Below are 18,521 nucleotides of genomic sequence, written 5' to 3' on the forward strand. Positions count from 1 at the left end.
CCATGGCGACGATCAAGGATGTAGCGGCGCTCGCGGGGATTTCCTATACCACGGTGTCCCATGTGGTGAACAAGACGCGACCGGTCAGCAAGGAAGTACGGCTCAAGGTCGAGGAGGCCATCGCGCGCCTCGACTACGTGCCCAGTGCGGTAGCCCGTTCGCTCAAGGCCAAGACCACGGCCACCATCGGCCTGCTGGTGCCCAACAGCCTGAACCCATACTTCGCTGAACTGGCCCGGGGCATCGAGGATTATTGCGAGCGAAACGGTTACTGCGTGATCCTGTGCAATTCCGACGACAACCCGGACAAACAGCGCAGTTACCTGCGAGTGCTTCTGGAGAAACGCATCGATGGCCTGATCGTCGCTTCCGCTGGCGGCGATGTCGGCCTGGCCGAGGGACTGGCCAGCGTGCGTACGCCCATGGTCATCGTCGACCGTGGCCTGGACGGCCTCGAGGCGGACCTGGTGCGCATCGACCACGAGTATGGCGCTTACCTGGCCACCCGGCACTTGCTGGAGTTGGGCCACCGTGACATCGCCTTCATCGGTGGCCCGGCGGACACCAGCGTGGCTCAGATGCGCCAGGCCGGATACTGCCGGGCCCTGGAGGAGGCGGGGATCGAGCTGGCGACCGGGCGCATGCTCGATAGCGATTTCACCAGCACCGGCGGCTATCGCGCGGCGGCCAGCCTGCTCGAACACCAGCCGCCCAGTGCGATCTTCGCGGCCAACGACATGATCGGCATCGGTGTGCTGCGGGCCGCCGCCGAACGCAATGTGCGGGTGCCCAGCGAACTGTCGGTCATCGGGTTCGATGACATCCAGATGAGCCGGTATGTCTATCCGGCATTGACCACGGTAGGGCAGTCGATCCTGCAGTTGGGCGAGATGGCGGCCGAGGTGCTGCTGCGGCGTATCGCTACGCCCGCGCTCGCCACCGAGCAACGGATCGTCACGCCCAGCATTGTCTTGCGAGAGTCGACCGCGCCGTTGTCCGGTGCGTTCGCCCAATACCGCTGAACCGAATTGATGAGTGATGATGTATGCCAGCAAAAGTAGTGGTGATAGGCAGCCTGAACATGGACCTGGTGACCCGGGCGCCGCGTCTGCCCCGGGGAGGGGAGACGCTGATCGGTGAATCGTTTTCCACCATTGCAGGCGGCAAGGGTGCGAACCAGGCCGTGGCCGCAGCGCGCCTGGGGGCGCAGGTCGCCATGGTCGGTTGCGTGGGCGGCGACGCCTATGGCCAGCAGTTGCGCGGCGCGTTGGTGAACGAAGGCATCGATTGCCAGGCGGTCAGCGTCGTGGAAGGTTCCAGTGGCGTGGCGCTGATCGTGGTCGATGACAACAGCCAGAATGCGATCGTGATCGTCGCCGGAGCCAACGGTGCGCTCACTCCAGCGGTCCTGGGCGGTTTCGACGAGGTGCTGCAAAGCGCCGACGTCATCGTCTGCCAGCTGGAAGTCCCGGATGCCACCGTCGCCCATGCGCTCAAGCGCGGCCGTGAGCTGGGCAAGATCGTCATCCTCAACCCGGCACCGGCCTCCCACGCATTGCCGGCCGACTGGTACGCCTGTGTCGACTACCTGATTCCCAACGAAAGCGAAGCCGCCATGCTGAGCGGTTTGGCGGTGGACTCCCTGGAAACCGCCGAAGCCGCCGCGGCGCAATTGATCGGTGCCGGCGCGGGCAAGGTGATCGTGACGCTGGGCGGCCAAGGGTTGATGTTCGCCAACGGTTCGAGTTTCGAGCACTTCCCGGCGCCGCGGGTCAAGGCCGTGGACACCACGGCGGCGGGGGATACCTTTGTCGGCGGGTTCGCTGCCGCCCTGGCCAATGGGAAAAGCGAGGTGGAGGCCATTCGTCTCGGTCAGGTGGCCGCCGCGCTGTCGGTCACTCGCATCGGGGCACAGCCCTCCATTCCCACGTTGCAGGAAGTACAGGCTTTCGAATCATGAAAAAGACTCCGTTATTGAATGTGGCCCTCTCTCGGTTGATCGCTTCCCTCGGTCATGGCGACAAAGTGGTCATTGGTGATGCCGGCCTGCCCGTACCGCCGCAGGTCGAGTTGATCGACCTGGCCCTGACACCTGGAATTCCCGATTTCATCAGCACGCTGAAGGTGGTGCTCAGCGAAATGCAGGTGCAAAGCCATGTGCTGGCCGAGGAGATCTACGATAAGCAGCCGTCGGCCCTGGCGGCGCTCGAGACGCTTCATGCCCAGAATGCGCTGGGGACGCGGGAATTGGTCAGCCATGAGCAATTCAAAGCCCTTAGCCGACAAGCTCGGGCGATCATTCGCACAGGAGAATGCTCTCCGTACTGCAACATCGTGCTGATCGCCGGAGTAACGTTCTAACTGCCGAGTTCTGTCAAACCCTGCACAAGGAGTGCGCCATGCACCGCTATGCTCAGAAAATGCGCCAACTGTTTCGGAGTCTGCTGCTGTTGTCACTGATCACTGCTACAAGCGCCCAGGCGGCGGAAAAGATCGATCTGATCATCGACACCGATCCCGGTGCCGACGATGTGGTTGCCCTGCTGTTCGCCCTGGCCTCTCCCGAAGAGCTGCATATCCGTGCCCTGACCACCGTTGCGGGCAACGTGCGCCTGGACAAGACCTCCCGCAATGCTCGCCTGGCCCGGGAGTGGGCTGGCCGCGAAGACGTTCCGGTCTATGCCGGCGCGCCCAAGCCGATGATGCGTACCCCCATCTATGCGGAAAACATCCACGGCAAGGAAGGCCTGTCGGGAGTCACCGTGCATGAGCCCAGGAAAGGGCTGGCCAAGGGCAATGCGGTCAACTACCTGATCGATACCCTCAAGGCGGCCAAGCCCCACAGCATCACCATCGCCATGCTCGGGCCGCAGACCAACCTGGCCCTGGCGTTGATCCAGGAGCCAGACATCGTTCAGGGCATCAAGGAAGTCGTGATCATGGGGGGTGCCCATTTCAACGGCGGCAACATCACGCCGGTGGCTGAATTCAACCTGTTCGCCGACCCGCAGGCGGCCGAAGTGGTAGCCAAAAGCGGGGTGAAACTGACCTACCTGCCACTGGACGTTACCCACAAGATCCTCACCAGCGAAGCGCGCCTGAAACAGATCGCCGCAGTGAACAACAATGCCAGCAAACTCGTAGGCGATATTCTCAATGAGTACGTCAAGGGCGACATGGAGCACTACGGCATGAGCGGTGGCCCGGTGCATGACGCCACGGTGATTGCCTACCTGCTCAAGCCTGGGCTGTTTACCGGCCGTGCGGTCCATGTGGTGGTGGACAGTCGCGAAGGCCCGACATTCGGGCAGACCATCGTCGACTGGTACGACGGCCTGAAGGCACCCAAGAACGCATTCTGGGTGGAAAACGGCGATGCCCAGGGTTTCTTTGACCTGTTGACCGAGCGTCTGGCGCGCCTCAAGTAAAGCGTCCTGGCCTACCCGCAGGCTTGTCCCGCGGGAAAGGCCTGCGTCTCAGTCCGTGGCCAGGCTGGCGTCGATGAGAGTCGGGTAGCGTTCGAATGCCTGTTGGATGAAATTTCGCGCGACCTCCGTCCCCAGTTCCCTCACCAGCAGCTCGATGCCGATAATCGCCAGCTCCTCGGGACTGCCCGGGCTGTAGGAACTATGGCCCTCCAACCATTTGGCGTTGATGGTGGCTTCGATGCTGACGATGCTCATGATGGCGGCCCGTGACGTGGGAGGTGTGTAGGCTGAGTTAACCATTTTTGCCCCAGCTTTTGCACTGCGACTTAGGCATCAGGATGGGGCTGTGCGACACTTTTTTTTTGATTGCTCAAGGACCTTTTCCGTGCAGATCGATTTGAACGCACCTGACGGGCTGACCCTCGAGGCGGTTCGTCGGTTGCTGGCGTCGGCCAGCGACGACGAGCACACCCAGTTGCGCGTGACCAAGGCCGGGATTGCCTATCTGTCCTCGGGCGTGGTGGGTGGCACCGACATCGACGGCTTGCTGTTTCGGCTCGAGACGTGGGCGAAAGGCTCGGGATACGTCGGGCGGGTCGCGGCCAGTGATGAGGTCTGGGTCATGCAAATCTACAATGCCCTGAAGGAAAACTGGCCGAGTCCGCCCTTCGACTATATCGATGTCTACTGACGCTATTCATATTCAGTCACGATTCATCCCTGAACAGCGGCCCCGGCTCAGGCAAACTGCCGTTCTCCGATGAAGGCATGCTGATGGCTCCGGTGTGAAACCAAGTTTCGTTTGGGTTGTCGCACGCTCTCTCTAACATCAAGAAAAGGAGGCTTCATGCCTTGGAAGCTCGCGTCATTGAGCACTGTACTGGCTGCCGTCGTGTTGAGCGGTTGCAGCAGCACCGCTGAAACCACCGCTGACCCTGTGGCAGGTGAGGCGGGGAGTGGGCGCTGCGAAGCGAAGGCTGCCGAGTTCGCCATCGGTAAACAGGCTTCGCCGCAGTTGCTGGAGCAGGCCCGCAGCCGTTCCGGCGCGCAGGTAGCCCGGATTCTCAAGCCCAACGACATGATCACGCTCGAGTACCGCTCCGATCGGCTGAATCTCAATACCGATGCCAAGCTGGTAGTCAATCGGGTGAACTGCGGCTGAGCCACAGGTTTCGACCGCCCATAAAAAACCCCGTCACATGGACGGGGTTTTTTAGCGCGCCGAGAAATTACTCTGGGCGAACCTGTGCAGCTTGCATACCCTTTTGGCCTTTCTCAGCCACGAAGGAAACGGTCTGGCCTTCTTTCAGGCTTTTGAAACCGTCAGCTTCGATAGCTTTGAAGTGTACGAACAGGTCGTCACCGCCACCTTGAGGAGTGATGAAGCCGAAGCCTTTTTCATCGTTGAACCATTTAACGGTGCCGGTTTGGCGATTAGACATGGTGTATCTCCAAGAAACATATATTTTCAGTAGTGCTGTGCTGCTCAGGCCAACTGGGCACACCGGAGTATCATAGTCGAAATGTTCGATTTGGGAGCCCCCCGGACGTGCGGTTTGCCAATCAGTCGTGTTTTCCCTATCCCCTTGATTGGCTGGAGGCCCCGGTTTTAAAGGCTTTCAGTGGAATGTAAAGAGGATAAAAAAAGCTGTAAAAACAGCGAAAAAAGTACGGAAAAGCGATTTTTCGACGGGTTTTATCGCTCCCCATTCGCTGAAATAACCCAGCATTCAATTATTTTTTGGTGTTGCTGCCGGCCTTGCAGGAAGCGATCTGGCCCAGTGCCTTTTGCTGCAGGTCTTTGCTGGCCTTGTTGTCCATCAGCGCCTGGATATCCTTGGCCGGGTAGGATTTGATTGCATCGGCGCCACAGGCGCAGTGGGATTTCGCGGCGGCGGCTCCGATCTGTGGCGCGGCGGCTTCAATGCACTGGGCCATGTATTTTTCACGTTCGCCCTTGGGCCATTCGGCGTGGGCGGCCAGCGGGAGCAGCAGGGCGAGGGGGGCGACTACTGTCAATAGGGTATTCAGACGCATGCTGGGATGCTCCTTTTACGGTCAATGTCTTGTTATCTGAGGCGTCATGGGCGTTTCAGTTCAGCACTCTGGCATAAAATCCGGCACGAGGCTGCGAATAACCCTCGCATCAATCGGACGCGGCGATGACCGTTCATCTGTGCTAGCATGCCGGGCTCGGGTATTTTCAGGCGCCGGACTCCGACAGGTCTCGGTGGCGACAAATGTTCGAAACAACCCTGATTTGAATCCCAGTCACTCTGGTTTGGTTTCCCGGTTGGCCGAAAGGCTCCTGCCGCTGTAAGGCAGGCGTTCATCATTGAATGGCCTGGACTGGATCTTGTACTGGCTCATCCCAACCCACGTGACCTTTGGTAGGGGTCACCACTAGGAGAGGAGGCGCCATGCCAACTATTACTCTTCCCGACGGCAGTCAACGCTCATTCGATCATCCGGTCTCCGTTGCCGAGGTCGCCGCATCCATCGGCGCAGGCCTGGCGAAGGCCACCCTGGCCGGCAAGGTCAACGGCAAGCTCGTCGACGCCAGCGATGTCATCGACAGCGACGCCACGCTGCAAATCATCACGCCCAAGGACGAAGAGGGGCTGGAGATCATTCGCCACTCTTGCGCGCACCTGGTCGGTCACGCCGTCAAGCAGCTATACCCGACCGCGAAAATGGTTATCGGGCCGGTCATCGACGAAGGCTTCTATTACGACATCGCCTTCGAGCGTCCTTTCACGCCGGACGACATGGCGGCCATCGAACAGCGCATGCAACAGCTGATCGACAAGGATTACGACGTCATCAAGAAAGTCACCCCGCGTGCCGAAGTCATCGAAGTCTTCAAGTCCCGTGGCGAGGACTACAAGCTGCGTCTGGTGGAAGATATGCCGGACGAGCAGGCCATGGGCCTGTACTACCACGAAGAATATGTCGACATGTGCCGTGGTCCGCACGTGCCCAACACCCGTTTCCTGAAATCCTTCAAACTGACCAAGCTGTCCGGCGCCTACTGGCGTGGCGACGCGAAGAACGAGCAGTTGCAACGCGTCTATGGCACCGCCTGGGCCGACAAGAAGCAACTGGCGGCCTACATCCAGCGCATCGAGGAAGCCGAGAAGCGCGATCACCGCAAGATCGGCAAGCGCCTGGGCCTGTTCCACACCCAGGAAGAGTCGCCGGGCATGGTGTTCTGGCACCCGAACGGTTGGACGATGTACCAGGTGCTCGAGCAGTACATGCGTCAGGTCCAGCGTGAAAACGGCTACCTGGAAATCAAGACGCCGCAAGTAGTGGACCGCAGCCTGTGGGAGAAATCCGGGCACTGGGCCAACTACGCCGACAACATGTTCACCACCCAGTCGGAAAACCGCGACTACGCCATCAAGCCAATGAACTGCCCATGCCATGTGCAGGTGTTCAACCAGGGCTTGAAGAGCTACCGCGAACTGCCGATGCGTCTGGCCGAGTTCGGTGCCTGCCACCGGAACGAGCCGTCGGGTGCGCTGCACGGCATCATGCGGGTGCGTGCGTTCACCCAGGACGACGCGCACATTTTCTGCACCGAAGAGCAGATGCAGGCCGAATCCGCCGCCTTCATCAAGCTGACCATGGATGTCTACCGTGATTTCGGCTTCACCGAAGTCGAGATGAAGCTGTCCACTCGTCCGGAAAAGCGTGTCGGTTCCGATGAGCTGTGGGATCGCGCCGAAGCGGCACTGGCGGCTGCCCTCGACAGCGCGGGCCTGGCGTACGAAGTGCAGCCGGGCGAAGGGGCGTTCTACGGTCCGAAGATCGAATTCTCGCTTAAAGATTGTCTCGGTCGGGTCTGGCAGTGTGGTACCTTGCAGCTCGATTTCAACCTGCCGATCCGTCTGGGCGCCGAATACGTGTCCGAAGACAACAGCCGCAAGCACCCGGTCATGCTTCATCGCGCGATCCTGGGTTCCTTCGAGCGCTTCGTCGGGATTCTGATCGAACACTACGAGGGTGCGTTCCCCGCGTGGCTGGCGCCGACCCAGGCAGTGATCATGAATATCACTGATAAACAGGCAGATTTTGCCGCCGAGGTCGAAAAAACTCTCAACCAAAGCGGATTTCGTGCCAAGTCTGACTTGAGAAATGAAAAGATCGGCTTTAAAATCCGCGAGCATACCTTGCTCAAGGTTCCCTTTCTTCTGGTTATTGGAGATCGGGAAGTCGAGATGCAGACTGTCGCTGTGCGTACTCGCGAAGGTGCTGACCTGGGCTCTATGCCCGTCGCCGAATTCGCCGAGTTCCTCGCGCAAGCGGTTTCCCGGCGTGGTCGCCCAGATTCGGAGTAATTATTATTAAGCGTGAAATGAGACAAGATAAACGAGCTGCACCGAAAGCCCCGATCAACGAGAATATCTCGGCACGCGAGGTTCGGTTAATTGGCGCTGACGGCGAGCAGATTGGCATCGTCTCGATTGATGAAGCGCTTCGTATTGCTGAAGAAGCCAAGCTTGATCTGGTAGAAATTTCCGCCGATGCAGTCCCACCGGTTTGCCGGGTCATGGACTACGGCAAGTCGATCTTCGAGAAGAAGAAGCAGATTGCCGCGGCGAAGAAGAACCAGAAGCAGATTCAGGTAAAAGAAATCAAGTTTCGTCCAGGGACGGAGGAAGGGGATTACCAGGTAAAACTGCGCAACCTGGTACGTTTCCTGAGTGACGGGGACAGGGCCAAGGTATCGTTGCGATTCCGCGGCCGTGAGATGGCCCACCAGGAGCTGGGGATGGAACTCCTCAAGCGGGTCGAACAAGACCTGCTCGAGTACGGTTCGGTCGAACAGCATCCTAAGATGGAAGGACGCCAGCTGATCATGGTCATCGCCCCGAAAAAGAAGAAGTAATCACCAGGGCACGGCAGGCCTTGCGATTATGTTTATCAACTGAATGCGGAGTATCCGAACATGCCAAAGATGAAAACCAAAAGTGGTGCTGCCAAGCGGTTTCTGAAAACTGCTAACGGCATCAAGCACAAGCACGCTTTCAAGAGCCACATCCTGACCAAAATGTCGACCAAGCGTAAGCGTCAACTGCGCGGTAGCAGCTTGCTGCATCCGTCTGACGTGGCAAAAGTCGAGCGCATGCTGCGCCTTCGTTAATTTTTGGATCAAGAATAGAGGAAGTAACTCATGGCTCGTGTAAAGCGTGGCGTCATTGCCCGTAAGCGTCACAAGAAAATTATGAAACTTGCTAAAGGCTACTACGGTGCGCGTTCCCGCGTATTCCGTGTTGCCAAGCAAGCCGTAATCAAGGCAGGCCAATACGCCTACCGTGACCGTCGTCAGAAAAAACGTCAGTTCCGCGCTCTGTGGATCGCTCGTATCAACGCTGGTGCGCGTATCAACGGTCTGTCCTACAGCCGCCTGATCGCTGGCCTGAAAAAAGCGTCGATCGAAATCGACCGCAAGGTTCTGGCTGATCTGGCAGTGAACGAAAAAGCGGCGTTTGCTGCGATTGTCGAGAAAGCTAAAGCCATCCTGGCTTAAGTACCCCCGACAGTCACCGAGGCCCACCTCTGTGGGCCCAGGTGTCAAACGTCTTAAATAGGGGAAGAGCCTTAAAGCTCTTCCCCTATTTTGTATCTGGAGTCTGTACATGGAAAACCTGGATGCGCTGGTCTCTCAAGCACTAGAGGCTGTGCAAAGCGCTGAAGATATCAATGCCCTGGAGCAAATCCGGGTTCACTACCTTGGCAAGAAGGGCGAGTTGACCCAGGTGATGAAGACCCTGGGGAACCTGCCGGCTGAAGAGCGTCCGCAGGTCGGTGCGCTGATCAACGTTGCCAAGGAGCGTGTCACAGAGGTCCTCAATGCGCGCAAGGCGTTGTTCGAGGAGGCGGATCTGGCCGCCAAGCTCGCCGCCGAGTCCATTGACGTGACCCTGCCTGGCCGTGGCCAGACTTCCGGAGGCTTGCATCCGGTGACCCGGACCCTGGAACGCATCGAGCAGTTCTTCACTCGCATCGGCTACGGCATCGCCGAGGGGCCCGAGGTCGAAGACGATTATCACAACTTCGAAGCGCTCAACATCCCGGGCCATCACCCGGCCCGTTCGATGCACGATACCTTCTATTTCAATGCCAACATGCTGTTGCGCACCCATACCTCGCCGGTACAGGTCCGCACCATGGAGTCCAAGCGTCCGCCGATCCGCATCGTCTGCCCGGGGCGTGTGTACCGTAGCGACTCGGATATCACCCATTCGCCGATGTTCCACCAGGTCGAAGGCCTGCTGGTGGATCGCGATATCAATTTCGCCGACCTGAAAGGCACCATCGAAGAGTTTCTGCGGGTGTTCTTCGAAAAAGAGCTGGCCGTGCGTTTCCGCCCTTCGTACTTCCCGTTCACCGAGCCATCCGCTGAAGTCGACATGGAATGCGTGATGTGCAGCGGCAAGGGTTGCCGGGTGTGCAAGCAGACCGGCTGGCTGGAAGTCATGGGCTGCGGCATGGTTCATCCCAATGTGCTGCGCATGTCCGGGATCGATCCGGAAGAGTTCTCGGGCTTTGCCTTCGGTATGGGGGTCGAGCGCCTGGCCATGCTGCGTTACGGTGTGAATGACTTGCGCCTGTTCTTCGACAACGACTTGCGGTTCCTCGCGCAATTTCGCTAGGGCTTGTACGAAAAGTCGCCGAGCGGCGATCAGGCAAGGCGAAAACAGGCGAGGAGGATGAGTTTACTGGTTGTAAATGAGCATCCGAGCCTGTTTTAAACGCAGCATGGTCGTCGCGCAGACACTTTACGTACATCGCCTAGGTCGCGGTAACGAATCTATTAGGAGAACAGGATGAAATTCAGTGAACAATGGCTGCGTGGCTGGGTTAGCCCGCAGGTAAGCCGGGACGAGCTGGTCGCTCGTCTGTCGATGGCCGGCCTTGAGGTCGATAGCGTGACGCCGGCCGCCGGCGAATTCAGCGGTGTGGTGGTGGGTGAGGTGTTGAGCACCGAACAGCACCCGGACGCCGACAAATTGCGGGTTTGCCAGGTCAGCAATGGCGTGGAGACCTTCCAGGTGGTCTGCGGCGCGCCAAACGTGCGTCCAGGTCTGAAGATTCCGTTTGCGATGATCGGTGCCGAGCTGCCGGGCGACTTCAAGATCAAGAAGGCCAAGCTGCGTGGCGTCGAGTCCAACGGTATGTTGTGCTCTCAGGCCGAGCTGCAGATCGGCGAAGGGAATGATGGCCTGATGGAGCTGCCGGCCGATGCGCCGGTGGGCCAGGACATCCGCGAATACCTGGACCTGGACGATGCCAGCATCGAGGTCGACCTGACTCCGAACCGTGGTGACTGCCTGTCCCTGGCCGGCCTGGCCCGCGAGGTCGGTGCCCTGTATGACGCCCCGGTGACCCGTCCCGTGGTCGCCTCGGTCCCGGCCGTGCACGATGAAGTGCGTTCGGTCGAAGTACTGGCGCCAGCGGCCTGCCCACGTTACCTGGGTCGAGTGATCCGTAACGTCGACCTGTCGAAGCCGACGCCACTCTGGATGGTGGAGCGTCTGCGTCGCGCCGACGTGCGCAGCATCGATGCCGCGGTCGATATCACCAACTACGTGATGCTGGAGTTGGGGCAGCCACTGCACGCCTTCGATCTTGCCGAAATCAACGGCGGCATTCGCGTGCGCATGGCCGAAGAGGGTGAGAAGCTGGTCCTGCTGGACGGTCAGGAAGTCACCCTGCGTAGCGATACCCTGGTGATCGCCGATCATACCCGCGCGTTGGCGATTGCCGGCGTGATGGGCGGCGAACACAGCGGCGTTGGCGAATCGACTCGCGATGTGTTCCTTGAAAGTGCCTTCTTCGACCAGATCGCCGTGGCGGGCAAGGCCCGTTCGTACGGCCTGCATACCGATGCGTCGCACCGCTACGAGCGTGGCGTGGACTGGCAACTGGCCCGTGAAGCCATGGAGCGCGCCACTGGCCTGCTGCTGGATATCACGGGTGGCGAAGCCGGCCCGATCATCGAAACCGTCAGCGAACAGCATCTGCCTCGGATTGCGCCGGTCACCCTGCGCGCCCAGCGCATCTCCCAGATGCTCGGCATGGACATGGATTCGGCCGAAGTCGAGCGCCTGCTGGGAGCCCTGGGCCTGAACATCAGCGCCGACGGGGCAGGGCAATGGCGCGTCGAGGTGCCAAGTCATCGCTTCGATATCAGTCTGGAAGTCGACCTGATCGAAGAGCTGGCCCGCCTGTACGGCTACAACCGCCTGCCGGTTCGTTACCCCCAGGCTCGCCTGGCTCCCCAAGCCAAGGCCGAGGCCCGTAGCGACCTGCCGGAGCTGCGTCGCCTGCTGGTGGCGCGCGGTTATCAGGAAGCGATCACCTACAGCTTCATCGATCCGCGCCAGTTCGAACTGTTCAACCCGGGCGTCGAGCCGCTGCTGTTGGCCAATCCGATCTCCAACGACATGGCGGCCATGCGCTCGTCCCTGTGGCCTGGCCTGGTCAAGGTGCTTCAGCATAACCTGAACCGCCAGCAGGATCGCGTGCGTCTGTTCGAAAGCGGCCTGCGCTTCGTCGGTCAGCTGGAAGGCTTGAAGCAGGAGCCGATGCTGGCCGGCGTCGTTTGTGGCAGTCGCCTGCCGGAAGGTTGGGCCCAAGGTCGCGATGGCGTGGACTTCTTCGACGTCAAGGCTGACGTTGAGGCCGTGCTGGGCTTCGCTGGCGCCCTCGACGCCTTTACTTTCGTACCTGGCAAGCATCCGGCGCTGCACCCTGGACAGACCGCGCGCATCGAGCGGGAAGGGCGCGAAGTCGGTCATATCGGTGCCATTCACCCGGAACTGTCGAAAGCGTTGGGGCTGGATCGCCCTGTCTTTGTCTTCGAACTGGTCCTGAGCGAAGTGGCCCTGGGTAAAATGCCTGAATTCCAGGAGTTATCGCGCTTTCCTGAAGTGCGTCGTGACCTTGCCTTGCTGGCTGATCGCGAGGTTGCCGCCAGTGCCGTACTGGACGTAATCCGTGAAAATGCAGGTGAATGGCTGACGGACCTCAGGCTATTTGACGTGTATCAGGGTAAAGGCATTGATCCGCATAGAAAAAGCCTTGCAGTCGGCTTGACCTGGCAGCATCCATCGCGCACTCTTAACGACGATGAGGTGAATACCGCAACGCAGAACATCCTCACCTCGCTCGAACAAAGGTTGAACGCCACGTTAAGGAAGTGACGTATGGGGGCTCTGACGAAAGCTGAGATGGCGGAACGTCTGTATGAGGAGCTGGGCTTGAACAAACGGGAGGCCAAAGAACTGGTCGAACTGTTTTTCGAGGAAATCCGGCACGCTCTCGAAGACAACGAGCAGGTCAAATTGTCCGGTTTCGGCAATTTCGACCTTCGGGACAAACGCCAGCGGCCTGGCCGCAATCCGAAAACGGGTGAAGAAATCCCGATCACCGCTCGCCGTGTGGTCACCTTTCGTCCAGGGCAGAAGTTGAAGGCCCGAGTTGAGGCTTATGCTGGAACCAAGTCATAACGACGAGCTACCCGTCATCCCGGGCAAACGCTACTTCACCATCGGTGAAGTCAGCGAGCTGTGTGCGGTAAAACCGCACGTGCTGCGCTATTGGGAGCAGGAGTTTCCTCAACTCAACCCGGTCAAGCGCCGCGGAAATCGCCGGTATTATCAGCGCCAGGATGTGCTGATGATCCGGCAGATCCGCGCGCTGCTGTATGACCAGGGTTTCACCATCGGCGGCGCACGCCTGCGTCTCTCCGGTGATGAGGCCAAAGACGATACAACCCAGTACAAACAGATGATCCGCCAGATGATCGCTGAGCTCGAAGATGTGCTTGTGGTGCTCAAGAAATAAAATTCTGCTTTAAATACTTCCAGTTTTCAAAAGCTTGCGTTATATTCCTGAGCGTTCCGCTGAGAAGCGAAACAAGATTCACGCCTAGTCGGGGCGTAGCGCAGTCCGGTAGCGCACTAGCATGGGGTGCTAGGGGTCGAGTGTTCGAATCACTCCGTCCCGACCATATTTTTCAATGACTTAGCCCAACTCTAGCCAGTTGGGCTTTTTCATTGGTGGGGAGTTTTTCGGGACTTCATCCTGTTTTCCTCTTCAAGATTGTCAGCACCGGTCCCCTCGAGTCGGTTGCTGATACCATATTCGCAGCTTCGATCAGATGCCCGAGCTCGGCGCCCGAGTAGTGACTGGTGATGCTGCCGTTCTTGTGTCCCAGCAAAGCCTTCCGGTCTTCCTGTGTGACACCTGCCGCCCGAAGGCGACGGCCAAACGTGTGTTTCAAGTCGTGCACCCTGATGGATGCATACCCAGGGTGAGCGGGGCGAAGGTTTTCCTCCTGCCAGAGTTTCGCCGCTCTCACCCGTGCTTTCTTCCAGGCCGAGTCGTTCATGCGGTGCATCGCGGTACCGTTGTAGGGGAAAACCCACTCCTTGCTCAGGCCGCGCTGCTTATCAATGATCGACTTCGCCACGTTGTTGAGCACAACCAACCGCTCGTCGCCATTCTTCACACCTGACCGCTCGTTTCTCCCGCCGAAGTCGGACGGTATCAGGAACACGCTGGTGCCAAGCTCCGGCACCGGTATTTCCCAGTCCCACCTCAACTTGCAAACCTCCTGCTCGCGGCAACCGGTGTTCACCTTGAACAGGGCCATCGTTTGCAGGTGTGCCGGCAACTCCCCGAAAAGGATCGACTGCTCTTCCCATGTCATGGGGTAGGGCTCGCGAACCTTTTTCTTCAGGTCCAACCTGGTCAGCATCGGAACCGAGTCCAGCCAGGGCCTGCGCTCCTCATCCCTCCATTTCCTCACGCAAAGCGAAAGAACCCGTATAACCCGTTCGATTGATATGTTGATCGTCCTGGGCGCTGCCGGCTTCAGTTGCTTGCCACACGGCAGGACCATCCCCTTCAAGCGATCCCTCACGAACGGCTCAAGCGCCTGGTCATCGATGTGCGTCAATGGCAGATCCTTGAGGTAGGGGTGCAATTGCTTCAGGTGATGCGCGGTCAACTTGATCGACGGCTGGTCCTTGTTGTCGATCAGGAACTTCGTTGCCGCCTCATCCCAGGTGCGCATCCGGCGCACGCCATATACCTTTTGCTGCCGAAGCTGCTCCAGGCGGTGAATCAGGTACTGCTCGGCTTCTTGCCGGTCACTAGTGCCAGTGCTTTCTCGAAGTCGCTCACCTCGGAAAACTTTGTCGATTTGCCAGATTCCACCTTTCTGATAGAGGCCGGAGATCGCTTTTCTCGCCATGGTTTACCTCCTGTTGGTTCGCCACGGCGCTCGCTGCGGGGGCGATTGTTGTCCTGATTCGCTGCCTTTTCAATCGACTTGCGCTCGACGTAGGCGTCGGCCCACTCGTCAAGCTCGATCCGGTCGAAGGCCACGCCCTGTTTCCCGATCGGGAACTCACGCACGTTTGGCCGGACCGTTTTGTTGAATTCGTCCCGGCACATGCCGAGATAGCCGGGGGCATCCATGAACCGGATGAACCGCGGTGGGATGCTCGTTGCCTTTGCTGCTGTGGCATTCGCCATGGGTATGCTCCATGCCGCGCGTGGCGGCAGAAGGTGGTTAAAGATTCCGGAGTTCTTTTCGCTGCTCGGGGGATTGAGCGGGGTAGCCGAAGTGAAAGCGCCGCTTGCCCGTGTAGCCACACTCGCTGCATCCGGACGATGGGCCGCAACCGCAACCACCTTCACATCCGCAACTGCACCCGCTACAGGACAGGGTCACAACGCCTTGCTCCTCGACTTCGCCTTCCTCGGTGATCCAGTACTTGCGTCGGCGATCAAGCCGGAATCCTGCAAGCTCTTCCGCTTGCTCGTATGTCGCGGGCTCTATGCGAAAGCCATGTTCCGCACCTGGGTCTGCGACAGACCGCATAACTTTTGGCATACGAATTCCTCGCCCGCCGTTCACCGGCAGGCTGTAGGGGGATTGGGGTTATGGGAGGGCTTTGGCGATTTCTGCGGCGGCGCGTACGATTGCTCGGCGGGTACCAACGTCATCCATAGCTTCGATAATCATCACGCCATGTAGCGAGTGTTCGGCAGCGACTGAGTCGTGATCTTCAATGAACACGATGCAGACGCCGGTCTTTATCGCCAGTCGCAGCGCATCGCCGTCATCATCCAACGGCCTCCAAAGGCGATAGCTGCCTCGATCACCGATCCGAAGGCAATTTCGCGCTGACTCGAAACAGAGAACAGGGCCAATGCCCGCCGCCTTTGCGGCCAATTCAAGAAGTTGCTGGTCAGTCATGGCCTTGGCCCTCGATACACCAGCCAGGCCATGTAGAGCAGAGGGAGGATCATGGCTTTGACTCCTTCATCGCTGCCGCTGCAATCGCTTCGATCTGATCGCAGTAGCCATAGATGTCCTGGATGTTGTTTTGGCCGTTCACGCAGTCGCGGACGGTGGGGCGGATGTTGCCTTCGACTTGGGCGGTGATGGACTGGAGGGCTTGGATCAGCCGCTCGTTCTCGGCAATCAGGGCGCCCAGCGACCCGTAGCAATCGGCAAGCAGGTTGTTGGCGTCGTTCAGATTGGAAGCCCCGCGCTGGCACTTCTTCATGAGTTCGGTGTAGTCGGTCATGGCGCCACCTTCACGCCGGCGGCTTCGATGGCTTCTCGGGCTTCGTCGTGCATATCGTTCCAGCCACCCTCGTAGCAGGCGTATGGCTTGGCATCGACGCGGGACGGCAGCTCCACCACCAGGGCGGCGCGGGAGGCCTGCCAGGCTTCCCATGCAAGCTGACAATCTGTGTCTAGATATTCGTCTGGCTGATGTTGGTCGCGCTCAAAGCTGCGCTCACAGAGCTGGTAATGATCGGCAGCAAATTTTTCAAAATATTCACGCATCTTTTCGCTCATGACATCGCCCTTGCAGCAAAGAGGATTATCGGTACCCACAGGATTGCGCTGAGGGCCAGGGCTTTGGGGATCATGGCGTAACCCTCTTGAACTCGACGACCCAGACCCAGGGGTTGGCGTCCCAAGCATCAGGGCCATTCACTTTGTTCCAGAGGTTGCCGAAGGCGTGCCGCGCTGAGCCCAGGCATTGCTCATGGCTGGTCGTCTTGTCCCACATCCAGCCTTCGCGCTGCTGATGGCCGGCGACCGCCGGGCAATCGCCGACGTCTTTCCATCCGTGCCCACCGTGAAAGCACTGTTTGCCGTAGTCGGTGAAGAAGCAGCCCTCGGCCTGCGCCTGCTCATCGCTGATGTCCTTCAGGCGCTCGACGCGCACGTCGATGATCTCCAGCAGTATGCGGCTGGCCCAGCGCGGCATGTGGATGCTGGGCCTGGATTGGCGAGGATAATCCCAGTGGGCCCAGGTTCCGTTGTATTCCGGGTCCTCGCAGCCCGAGTAAAGCACCGGCGCATGGTCAGCTACGTAACGAGAAAGAATCGCGCATTCGGCTGTGTCCTCGTCCGCCTCCGTGGTTTCCCGCACCCACAGTCGGTCGCCGGGCCGTCCGTAGGGGCACTCTGGATTTCTCTTCGTTACATCAGGGTGGCGGATGAACGGCTGGCCCAGGCCATAGCTGCCGATGTCGGCTTTCGAACGGGGCTGAATCTTTACCGCTCGCCGCGTGACCGTCTTCCGGCCCTCCAGAATGGCGCGCACCATCGGCGCCGAGAACAGGATCGGCCGTTCCTTTATTTGAGTCATGAGTCGTCCTTGCCGCTATAGCGGCTGACTTTGAAGGGGAGGGGTTACAGGTTTTGCGGGGGGAGTACGGATGTACTCCTATCGAGATTTGACCCAGCGCCGAACATACAGCTCGCAGCCGCTCGTCAAGCACACGCCGTTAGCCATGCCGAGATGCGTTTTCGGCGTGCCGCAACCGCAGTGGCATTTCTTTTTCCGGCCGGGGCGCTTCGGGCGCACCTCCCTGTATCGGATCTGTTCGGGTAGGCCGCCGATCTGGCCCCAGGCAGCAGTGCCGCCACGCATTGCAGCAGAGCGGGCCGAAGGGGATAGGCCGTTGAGGTCAATCATGGCCTTTCTTCTCCAGGCTCTGCACCGCCGGGTGCGCGGCGTTCCACTGCTCGAAGGCTTCCTGGGTGGTGGCCGCCGTGATCTTCTCGTCGCAGGTGTAGCAGTGCGCCACGCCGCCAGCGGCACCGATGTCGCGGTGGCCTTGCTTGCAGGGGTTCATTTGCCAGTCGTCATCCTTCGCGGCTGGTGCGGATTGGTGGGCGAGGTAAACCCGCGCCTCACGCATGAGGTTGGACGAAAAGCCGGATGTCTGAGAGCCAGCATTCGCTAGTTTCAGCACCAACTCCCGCACCTTAGTCAGTTCGGCTTGCAGCATAGCCAGCTCCCCTTCATGCTTGGCTGTCTGGCCGTCCTTGTACTGTGAGGCGATGTCCTGGCGACGCAGCTTGTCGTTGGCGGTGCTCAGGCACTCCAGCGCCTTGGTCAGCACGGCTTGCAGGTCAGTCAGTTCATCGGCTTGATGCCGGATCACATCAGCTGCGCACATTGCCGCATAGCCAAGTTCATTGCTTGCTGAAATGGCTTCATCGTAGGCGGAGCCTATTTGCGACAACCGCTCCACCTCAGCCTCTGCTGCACAACGTTTATCCATGTAAGCCGCATACTCGTCACCAAGCTTTATCTCAGCATCTTTGGTCATGAATTCAAGTTGAAGACTCTCAACCTCGGCCTGTAGCCGGGATCGATCAGCAAGCAGCTGATCATTTTTCTTGTCCATCTCATGTAGTTCCGCCTGTAGCCGGGTGACGTGGGCGCGGTCTACCAGTTCAACTACCTTGAAAGCTGGTTCCCATCCATCCAAGACCTTGGACAGCAAAGGGCGGTCAAGGCGTACGTTTCCTGTCGGCGTGGTCCGTGTCACCTGATACCCCAGCACTTCCACCTCCCCGCCAGCAGGCGGCACAGGGTCAGCCAGGGCGGCGCGCAGCTCCAAGAGCAAGACCGCTTCGTTGTTCCGTGGCATCGTTTCGCCCGGGTAGGACGGGTCGAAATTAGCGCGAAGGTCAAGATGCGATTCGATTTTGTCTGTCAGCTCCCGCGACAGGGTTACGGTTTTATTCGTCAT

The 18,521-nt window shown here is 59.3% G+C and carries 24 protein-coding genes and 1 tRNA gene; 15 read left to right on the plus strand and 10 right to left on the minus strand.

The window, feature by feature from the left end:
- Nucleotides 1–2: 2 nt before the first annotated feature.
- The 4 genes from BW992_RS16540 to BW992_RS16555 are packed head-to-tail and all read left to right on the plus strand — an operon-like array spanning nt 3 to nt 3,428.
- Complete coding sequence (locus BW992_RS16540) at nt 3–1,022, plus strand: LacI family DNA-binding transcriptional regulator (RefSeq protein ID WP_072392529.1); 1,020 nt, start codon at nt 3–5, stop codon at nt 1,020–1,022.
- Nucleotides 1,023–1,045: 23 nt separating this feature from the next.
- The gene (gene rbsK / locus BW992_RS16545; protein WP_076406636.1) at nt 1,046–1,960 is read left to right on the plus strand and encodes a ribokinase; all 915 of its coding nucleotides are present in this window, start codon (nt 1,046–1,048) and stop codon (nt 1,958–1,960) included.
- Nucleotides 1,957–2,361, plus strand: coding sequence for a D-ribose pyranase (gene rbsD, locus BW992_RS16550; protein WP_072392535.1), 405 nt, complete (start codon nt 1,957–1,959; stop codon nt 2,359–2,361). The genes rbsK and rbsD overlap by 4 nt, the downstream gene beginning before the upstream one ends.
- Before the next feature lie 38 nt (nt 2,362–2,399).
- The gene (locus BW992_RS16555; protein WP_076406639.1) at nt 2,400–3,428 is read left to right on the plus strand and encodes a nucleoside hydrolase; all 1,029 of its coding nucleotides are present in this window, start codon (nt 2,400–2,402) and stop codon (nt 3,426–3,428) included.
- A 48-nt stretch (nt 3,429–3,476) separates the two neighbouring features.
- Here BW992_RS16555 and BW992_RS16560 read toward each other — a convergent pair whose 3' ends face one another.
- Nucleotides 3,477–3,683 carry a hypothetical protein gene (locus BW992_RS16560; protein ID WP_072392541.1) on the minus strand — a complete coding sequence of 69 codons (207 nt, stop codon included), beginning with the start codon at nt 3,681–3,683 and terminating at the stop codon, nt 3,477–3,479.
- 130 nt (nt 3,684–3,813) lie between these two features.
- Here BW992_RS16560 and BW992_RS16565 point away from each other — a divergent pair, with 130 nt between their 5' ends.
- Together BW992_RS16565 and BW992_RS16570 are read left to right on the plus strand one after the other, a co-directional pair.
- Nucleotides 3,814–4,119, plus strand: coding sequence for a hypothetical protein (locus BW992_RS16565; RefSeq protein ID WP_072392544.1), 306 nt, complete (start codon nt 3,814–3,816; stop codon nt 4,117–4,119).
- Between the two features lie 156 nt (nt 4,120–4,275).
- Nucleotides 4,276–4,590: an I78 family peptidase inhibitor gene (locus tag BW992_RS16570; protein WP_072392547.1), complete on the plus strand. Its 315-nt coding sequence runs from the start codon at nt 4,276–4,278 to the stop codon at nt 4,588–4,590.
- Nucleotides 4,591–4,657: 67 nt separating this feature from the next.
- On the opposite strand, the gene BW992_RS16575 is transcribed toward BW992_RS16570, so the two are convergent.
- Together BW992_RS16575 and BW992_RS16580 are read right to left on the minus strand one after the other, a co-directional pair.
- The gene (locus BW992_RS16575; protein ID WP_017904083.1) at nt 4,658–4,870 is read right to left on the minus strand and encodes a cold-shock protein; all 213 of its coding nucleotides are present in this window, start codon (nt 4,868–4,870) and stop codon (nt 4,658–4,660) included.
- 292 nt (nt 4,871–5,162) lie between these two features.
- On the minus strand, nt 5,163–5,465 hold the full coding sequence (locus BW992_RS16580; protein WP_072392549.1) for a hypothetical protein: 303 nt from the start codon (nt 5,463–5,465) through the stop codon (nt 5,163–5,165).
- Nucleotides 5,466–5,848: 383 nt separating this feature from the next.
- Here BW992_RS16580 and thrS point away from each other — a divergent pair, with 383 nt between their 5' ends.
- The 9 genes from thrS to BW992_RS16625 all read left to right on the plus strand — a co-directional run bounded on the left by thrS (nt 5,849) and on the right by BW992_RS16625 (nt 13,452).
- Entirely contained in the window at nt 5,849–7,771 is a 1,923-nt protein-coding gene (gene thrS, locus BW992_RS16585; protein WP_072392551.1) for a threonine--tRNA ligase, read from the plus strand.
- Nucleotides 7,771–8,322, plus strand: a complete 552-nt coding sequence (gene infC, locus BW992_RS16590; RefSeq protein WP_169432615.1) for a translation initiation factor IF-3 — start codon at nt 7,771–7,773, stop codon at nt 8,320–8,322. Before thrS ends, infC begins: the two co-directional genes overlap by 1 nt.
- Nucleotides 8,323–8,382: 60 nt before the next feature.
- A complete protein-coding gene (rpmI, locus tag BW992_RS16595) occupies nt 8,383–8,577 on the plus strand; it encodes a 50S ribosomal protein L35 (protein WP_002553160.1) in 195 nt (64 codons plus the stop codon).
- 30 nt (nt 8,578–8,607) lie between these two features.
- The gene (rplT, locus tag BW992_RS16600; protein ID WP_072392553.1) at nt 8,608–8,964 is read left to right on the plus strand and encodes a 50S ribosomal protein L20; all 357 of its coding nucleotides are present in this window, start codon (nt 8,608–8,610) and stop codon (nt 8,962–8,964) included.
- A gap of 109 nt (nt 8,965–9,073) precedes the next feature.
- Entirely contained in the window at nt 9,074–10,090 is a 1,017-nt protein-coding gene (gene pheS, locus BW992_RS16605) for a phenylalanine--tRNA ligase subunit alpha (protein WP_072392557.1), read from the plus strand.
- A gap of 174 nt (nt 10,091–10,264) precedes the next feature.
- Entirely contained in the window at nt 10,265–12,643 is a 2,379-nt protein-coding gene (pheT, locus tag BW992_RS16610) for a phenylalanine--tRNA ligase subunit beta (protein WP_072458211.1), read from the plus strand.
- 3 nt (nt 12,644–12,646) lie between these two features.
- Nucleotides 12,647–12,949 (plus strand): integration host factor subunit alpha, encoded by a 303-nt coding sequence (gene ihfA / locus BW992_RS16615; protein WP_002553164.1) that lies wholly within the window; start codon nt 12,647–12,649, stop codon nt 12,947–12,949.
- The gene (locus BW992_RS16620; RefSeq protein ID WP_003179985.1) at nt 12,930–13,286 is read left to right on the plus strand and encodes a MerR family transcriptional regulator; all 357 of its coding nucleotides are present in this window, start codon (nt 12,930–12,932) and stop codon (nt 13,284–13,286) included. Before ihfA ends, BW992_RS16620 begins: the two co-directional genes overlap by 20 nt.
- Nucleotides 13,287–13,375: 89 nt before the next feature.
- A tRNA-Pro gene (locus tag BW992_RS16625) sits at nt 13,376–13,452 on the plus strand.
- 69 nt (nt 13,453–13,521) lie between these two features.
- Here BW992_RS16625 and BW992_RS16630 read toward each other — a convergent pair.
- From BW992_RS16630 to BW992_RS16660, 7 genes are all read right to left on the minus strand, one after another.
- Complete coding sequence (locus BW992_RS16630; protein ID WP_231991133.1) at nt 13,522–14,685, minus strand: tyrosine-type recombinase/integrase; 1,164 nt, start codon at nt 14,683–14,685, stop codon at nt 13,522–13,524.
- Nucleotides 14,571–14,984 carry a hypothetical protein gene (locus BW992_RS27225; protein WP_231991058.1) on the minus strand — a complete coding sequence of 138 codons (414 nt, stop codon included), beginning with the start codon at nt 14,982–14,984 and terminating at the stop codon, nt 14,571–14,573. Before BW992_RS27225 ends, BW992_RS16630 begins: the two co-directional genes overlap by 115 nt.
- Nucleotides 14,985–15,393: 409 nt before the next feature.
- The gene (locus BW992_RS16635; protein ID WP_076406645.1) at nt 15,394–15,711 is read right to left on the minus strand and encodes a hypothetical protein; all 318 of its coding nucleotides are present in this window, start codon (nt 15,709–15,711) and stop codon (nt 15,394–15,396) included.
- Nucleotides 15,712–15,760: 49 nt separating this feature from the next.
- The gene (locus BW992_RS16640) at nt 15,761–16,045 is read right to left on the minus strand and encodes a hypothetical protein (protein WP_076406650.1); all 285 of its coding nucleotides are present in this window, start codon (nt 16,043–16,045) and stop codon (nt 15,761–15,763) included.
- Nucleotides 16,042–16,323, minus strand: coding sequence for a hypothetical protein (locus BW992_RS16645; RefSeq protein ID WP_148049158.1), 282 nt, complete (start codon nt 16,321–16,323; stop codon nt 16,042–16,044). Before BW992_RS16645 ends, BW992_RS16640 begins: the two co-directional genes overlap by 4 nt.
- 70 nt (nt 16,324–16,393) lie before the next feature.
- Complete coding sequence (locus BW992_RS16650) at nt 16,394–17,125, minus strand: hypothetical protein (RefSeq protein WP_076406655.1); 732 nt, start codon at nt 17,123–17,125, stop codon at nt 16,394–16,396.
- Nucleotides 17,126–17,447: 322 nt separating this feature from the next.
- Nucleotides 17,448–18,521 carry a hypothetical protein gene (locus BW992_RS16660; protein ID WP_076406661.1) on the minus strand — a complete coding sequence of 358 codons (1,074 nt, stop codon included), beginning with the start codon at nt 18,519–18,521 and terminating at the stop codon, nt 17,448–17,450.

The sequence above is a fragment of the Pseudomonas sp. 7SR1 genome, from assembly GCF_900156465.1.
GTDB lineage: Bacteria > Pseudomonadota > Gammaproteobacteria > Pseudomonadales > Pseudomonadaceae > Aquipseudomonas.

Bases quoted from the DNA above. Each gene is read 5' to 3' on its own strand.
- thrS (WP_072392551.1), top strand. From the start codon at position 5,849: ATGCCAACTATTACTCTTCCCGACGGCAGTCAACGCTCATTCGATCAT.
- BW992_RS16580 (WP_072392549.1), bottom strand. From the start codon at position 5,465: ATGCGTCTGAATACCCTATTGACAGTAGTCGCCCCCCTCGCCCTGCTG.
- BW992_RS16560 (WP_072392541.1), bottom strand. From the start codon at position 3,683: ATGAGCATCGTCAGCATCGAAGCCACCATCAACGCCAAATGGTTGGAG.
- pheT (WP_072458211.1), top strand. From the start codon at position 10,265: ATGAAATTCAGTGAACAATGGCTGCGTGGCTGGGTTAGCCCGCAGGTA.
- rplT (WP_072392553.1), top strand. From the start codon at position 8,608: ATGGCTCGTGTAAAGCGTGGCGTCATTGCCCGTAAGCGTCACAAGAAA.
- rbsD (WP_072392535.1), top strand. From the start codon at position 1,957: ATGAAAAAGACTCCGTTATTGAATGTGGCCCTCTCTCGGTTGATCGCT.
- BW992_RS27225 (WP_231991058.1), bottom strand. From the start codon at position 14,984: ATGGCGAATGCCACAGCAGCAAAGGCAACGAGCATCCCACCGCGGTTC.
- BW992_RS16635 (WP_076406645.1), bottom strand. From the start codon at position 15,711: ATGACTGACCAGCAACTTCTTGAATTGGCCGCAAAGGCGGCGGGCATT.
- pheS (WP_072392557.1), top strand. From the start codon at position 9,074: ATGGAAAACCTGGATGCGCTGGTCTCTCAAGCACTAGAGGCTGTGCAA.
- BW992_RS16640 (WP_076406650.1), bottom strand. From the start codon at position 16,045: ATGACCGACTACACCGAACTCATGAAGAAGTGCCAGCGCGGGGCTTCC.
- BW992_RS16660 (WP_076406661.1), bottom strand. From the start codon at position 18,521: ATGACGAATAAAACCGTAACCCTGTCGCGGGAGCTGACAGACAAAATC.
- BW992_RS16570 (WP_072392547.1), top strand. From the start codon at position 4,276: ATGCCTTGGAAGCTCGCGTCATTGAGCACTGTACTGGCTGCCGTCGTG.
- BW992_RS16645 (WP_148049158.1), bottom strand. From the start codon at position 16,323: ATGAGCGAAAAGATGCGTGAATATTTTGAAAAATTTGCTGCCGATCAT.
- rbsK (WP_076406636.1), top strand. From the start codon at position 1,046: ATGCCAGCAAAAGTAGTGGTGATAGGCAGCCTGAACATGGACCTGGTG.
- BW992_RS16650 (WP_076406655.1), bottom strand. From the start codon at position 17,125: ATGACTCAAATAAAGGAACGGCCGATCCTGTTCTCGGCGCCGATGGTG.
- BW992_RS16620 (WP_003179985.1), top strand. From the start codon at position 12,930: ATGCTGGAACCAAGTCATAACGACGAGCTACCCGTCATCCCGGGCAAA.
- ihfA (WP_002553164.1), top strand. From the start codon at position 12,647: ATGGGGGCTCTGACGAAAGCTGAGATGGCGGAACGTCTGTATGAGGAG.
- BW992_RS16540 (WP_072392529.1), top strand. From the start codon at position 3: ATGGCGACGATCAAGGATGTAGCGGCGCTCGCGGGGATTTCCTATACC.
- BW992_RS16575 (WP_017904083.1), bottom strand. From the start codon at position 4,870: ATGTCTAATCGCCAAACCGGCACCGTTAAATGGTTCAACGATGAAAAA.
- rpmI (WP_002553160.1), top strand. From the start codon at position 8,383: ATGCCAAAGATGAAAACCAAAAGTGGTGCTGCCAAGCGGTTTCTGAAA.
- BW992_RS16555 (WP_076406639.1), top strand. From the start codon at position 2,400: ATGCACCGCTATGCTCAGAAAATGCGCCAACTGTTTCGGAGTCTGCTG.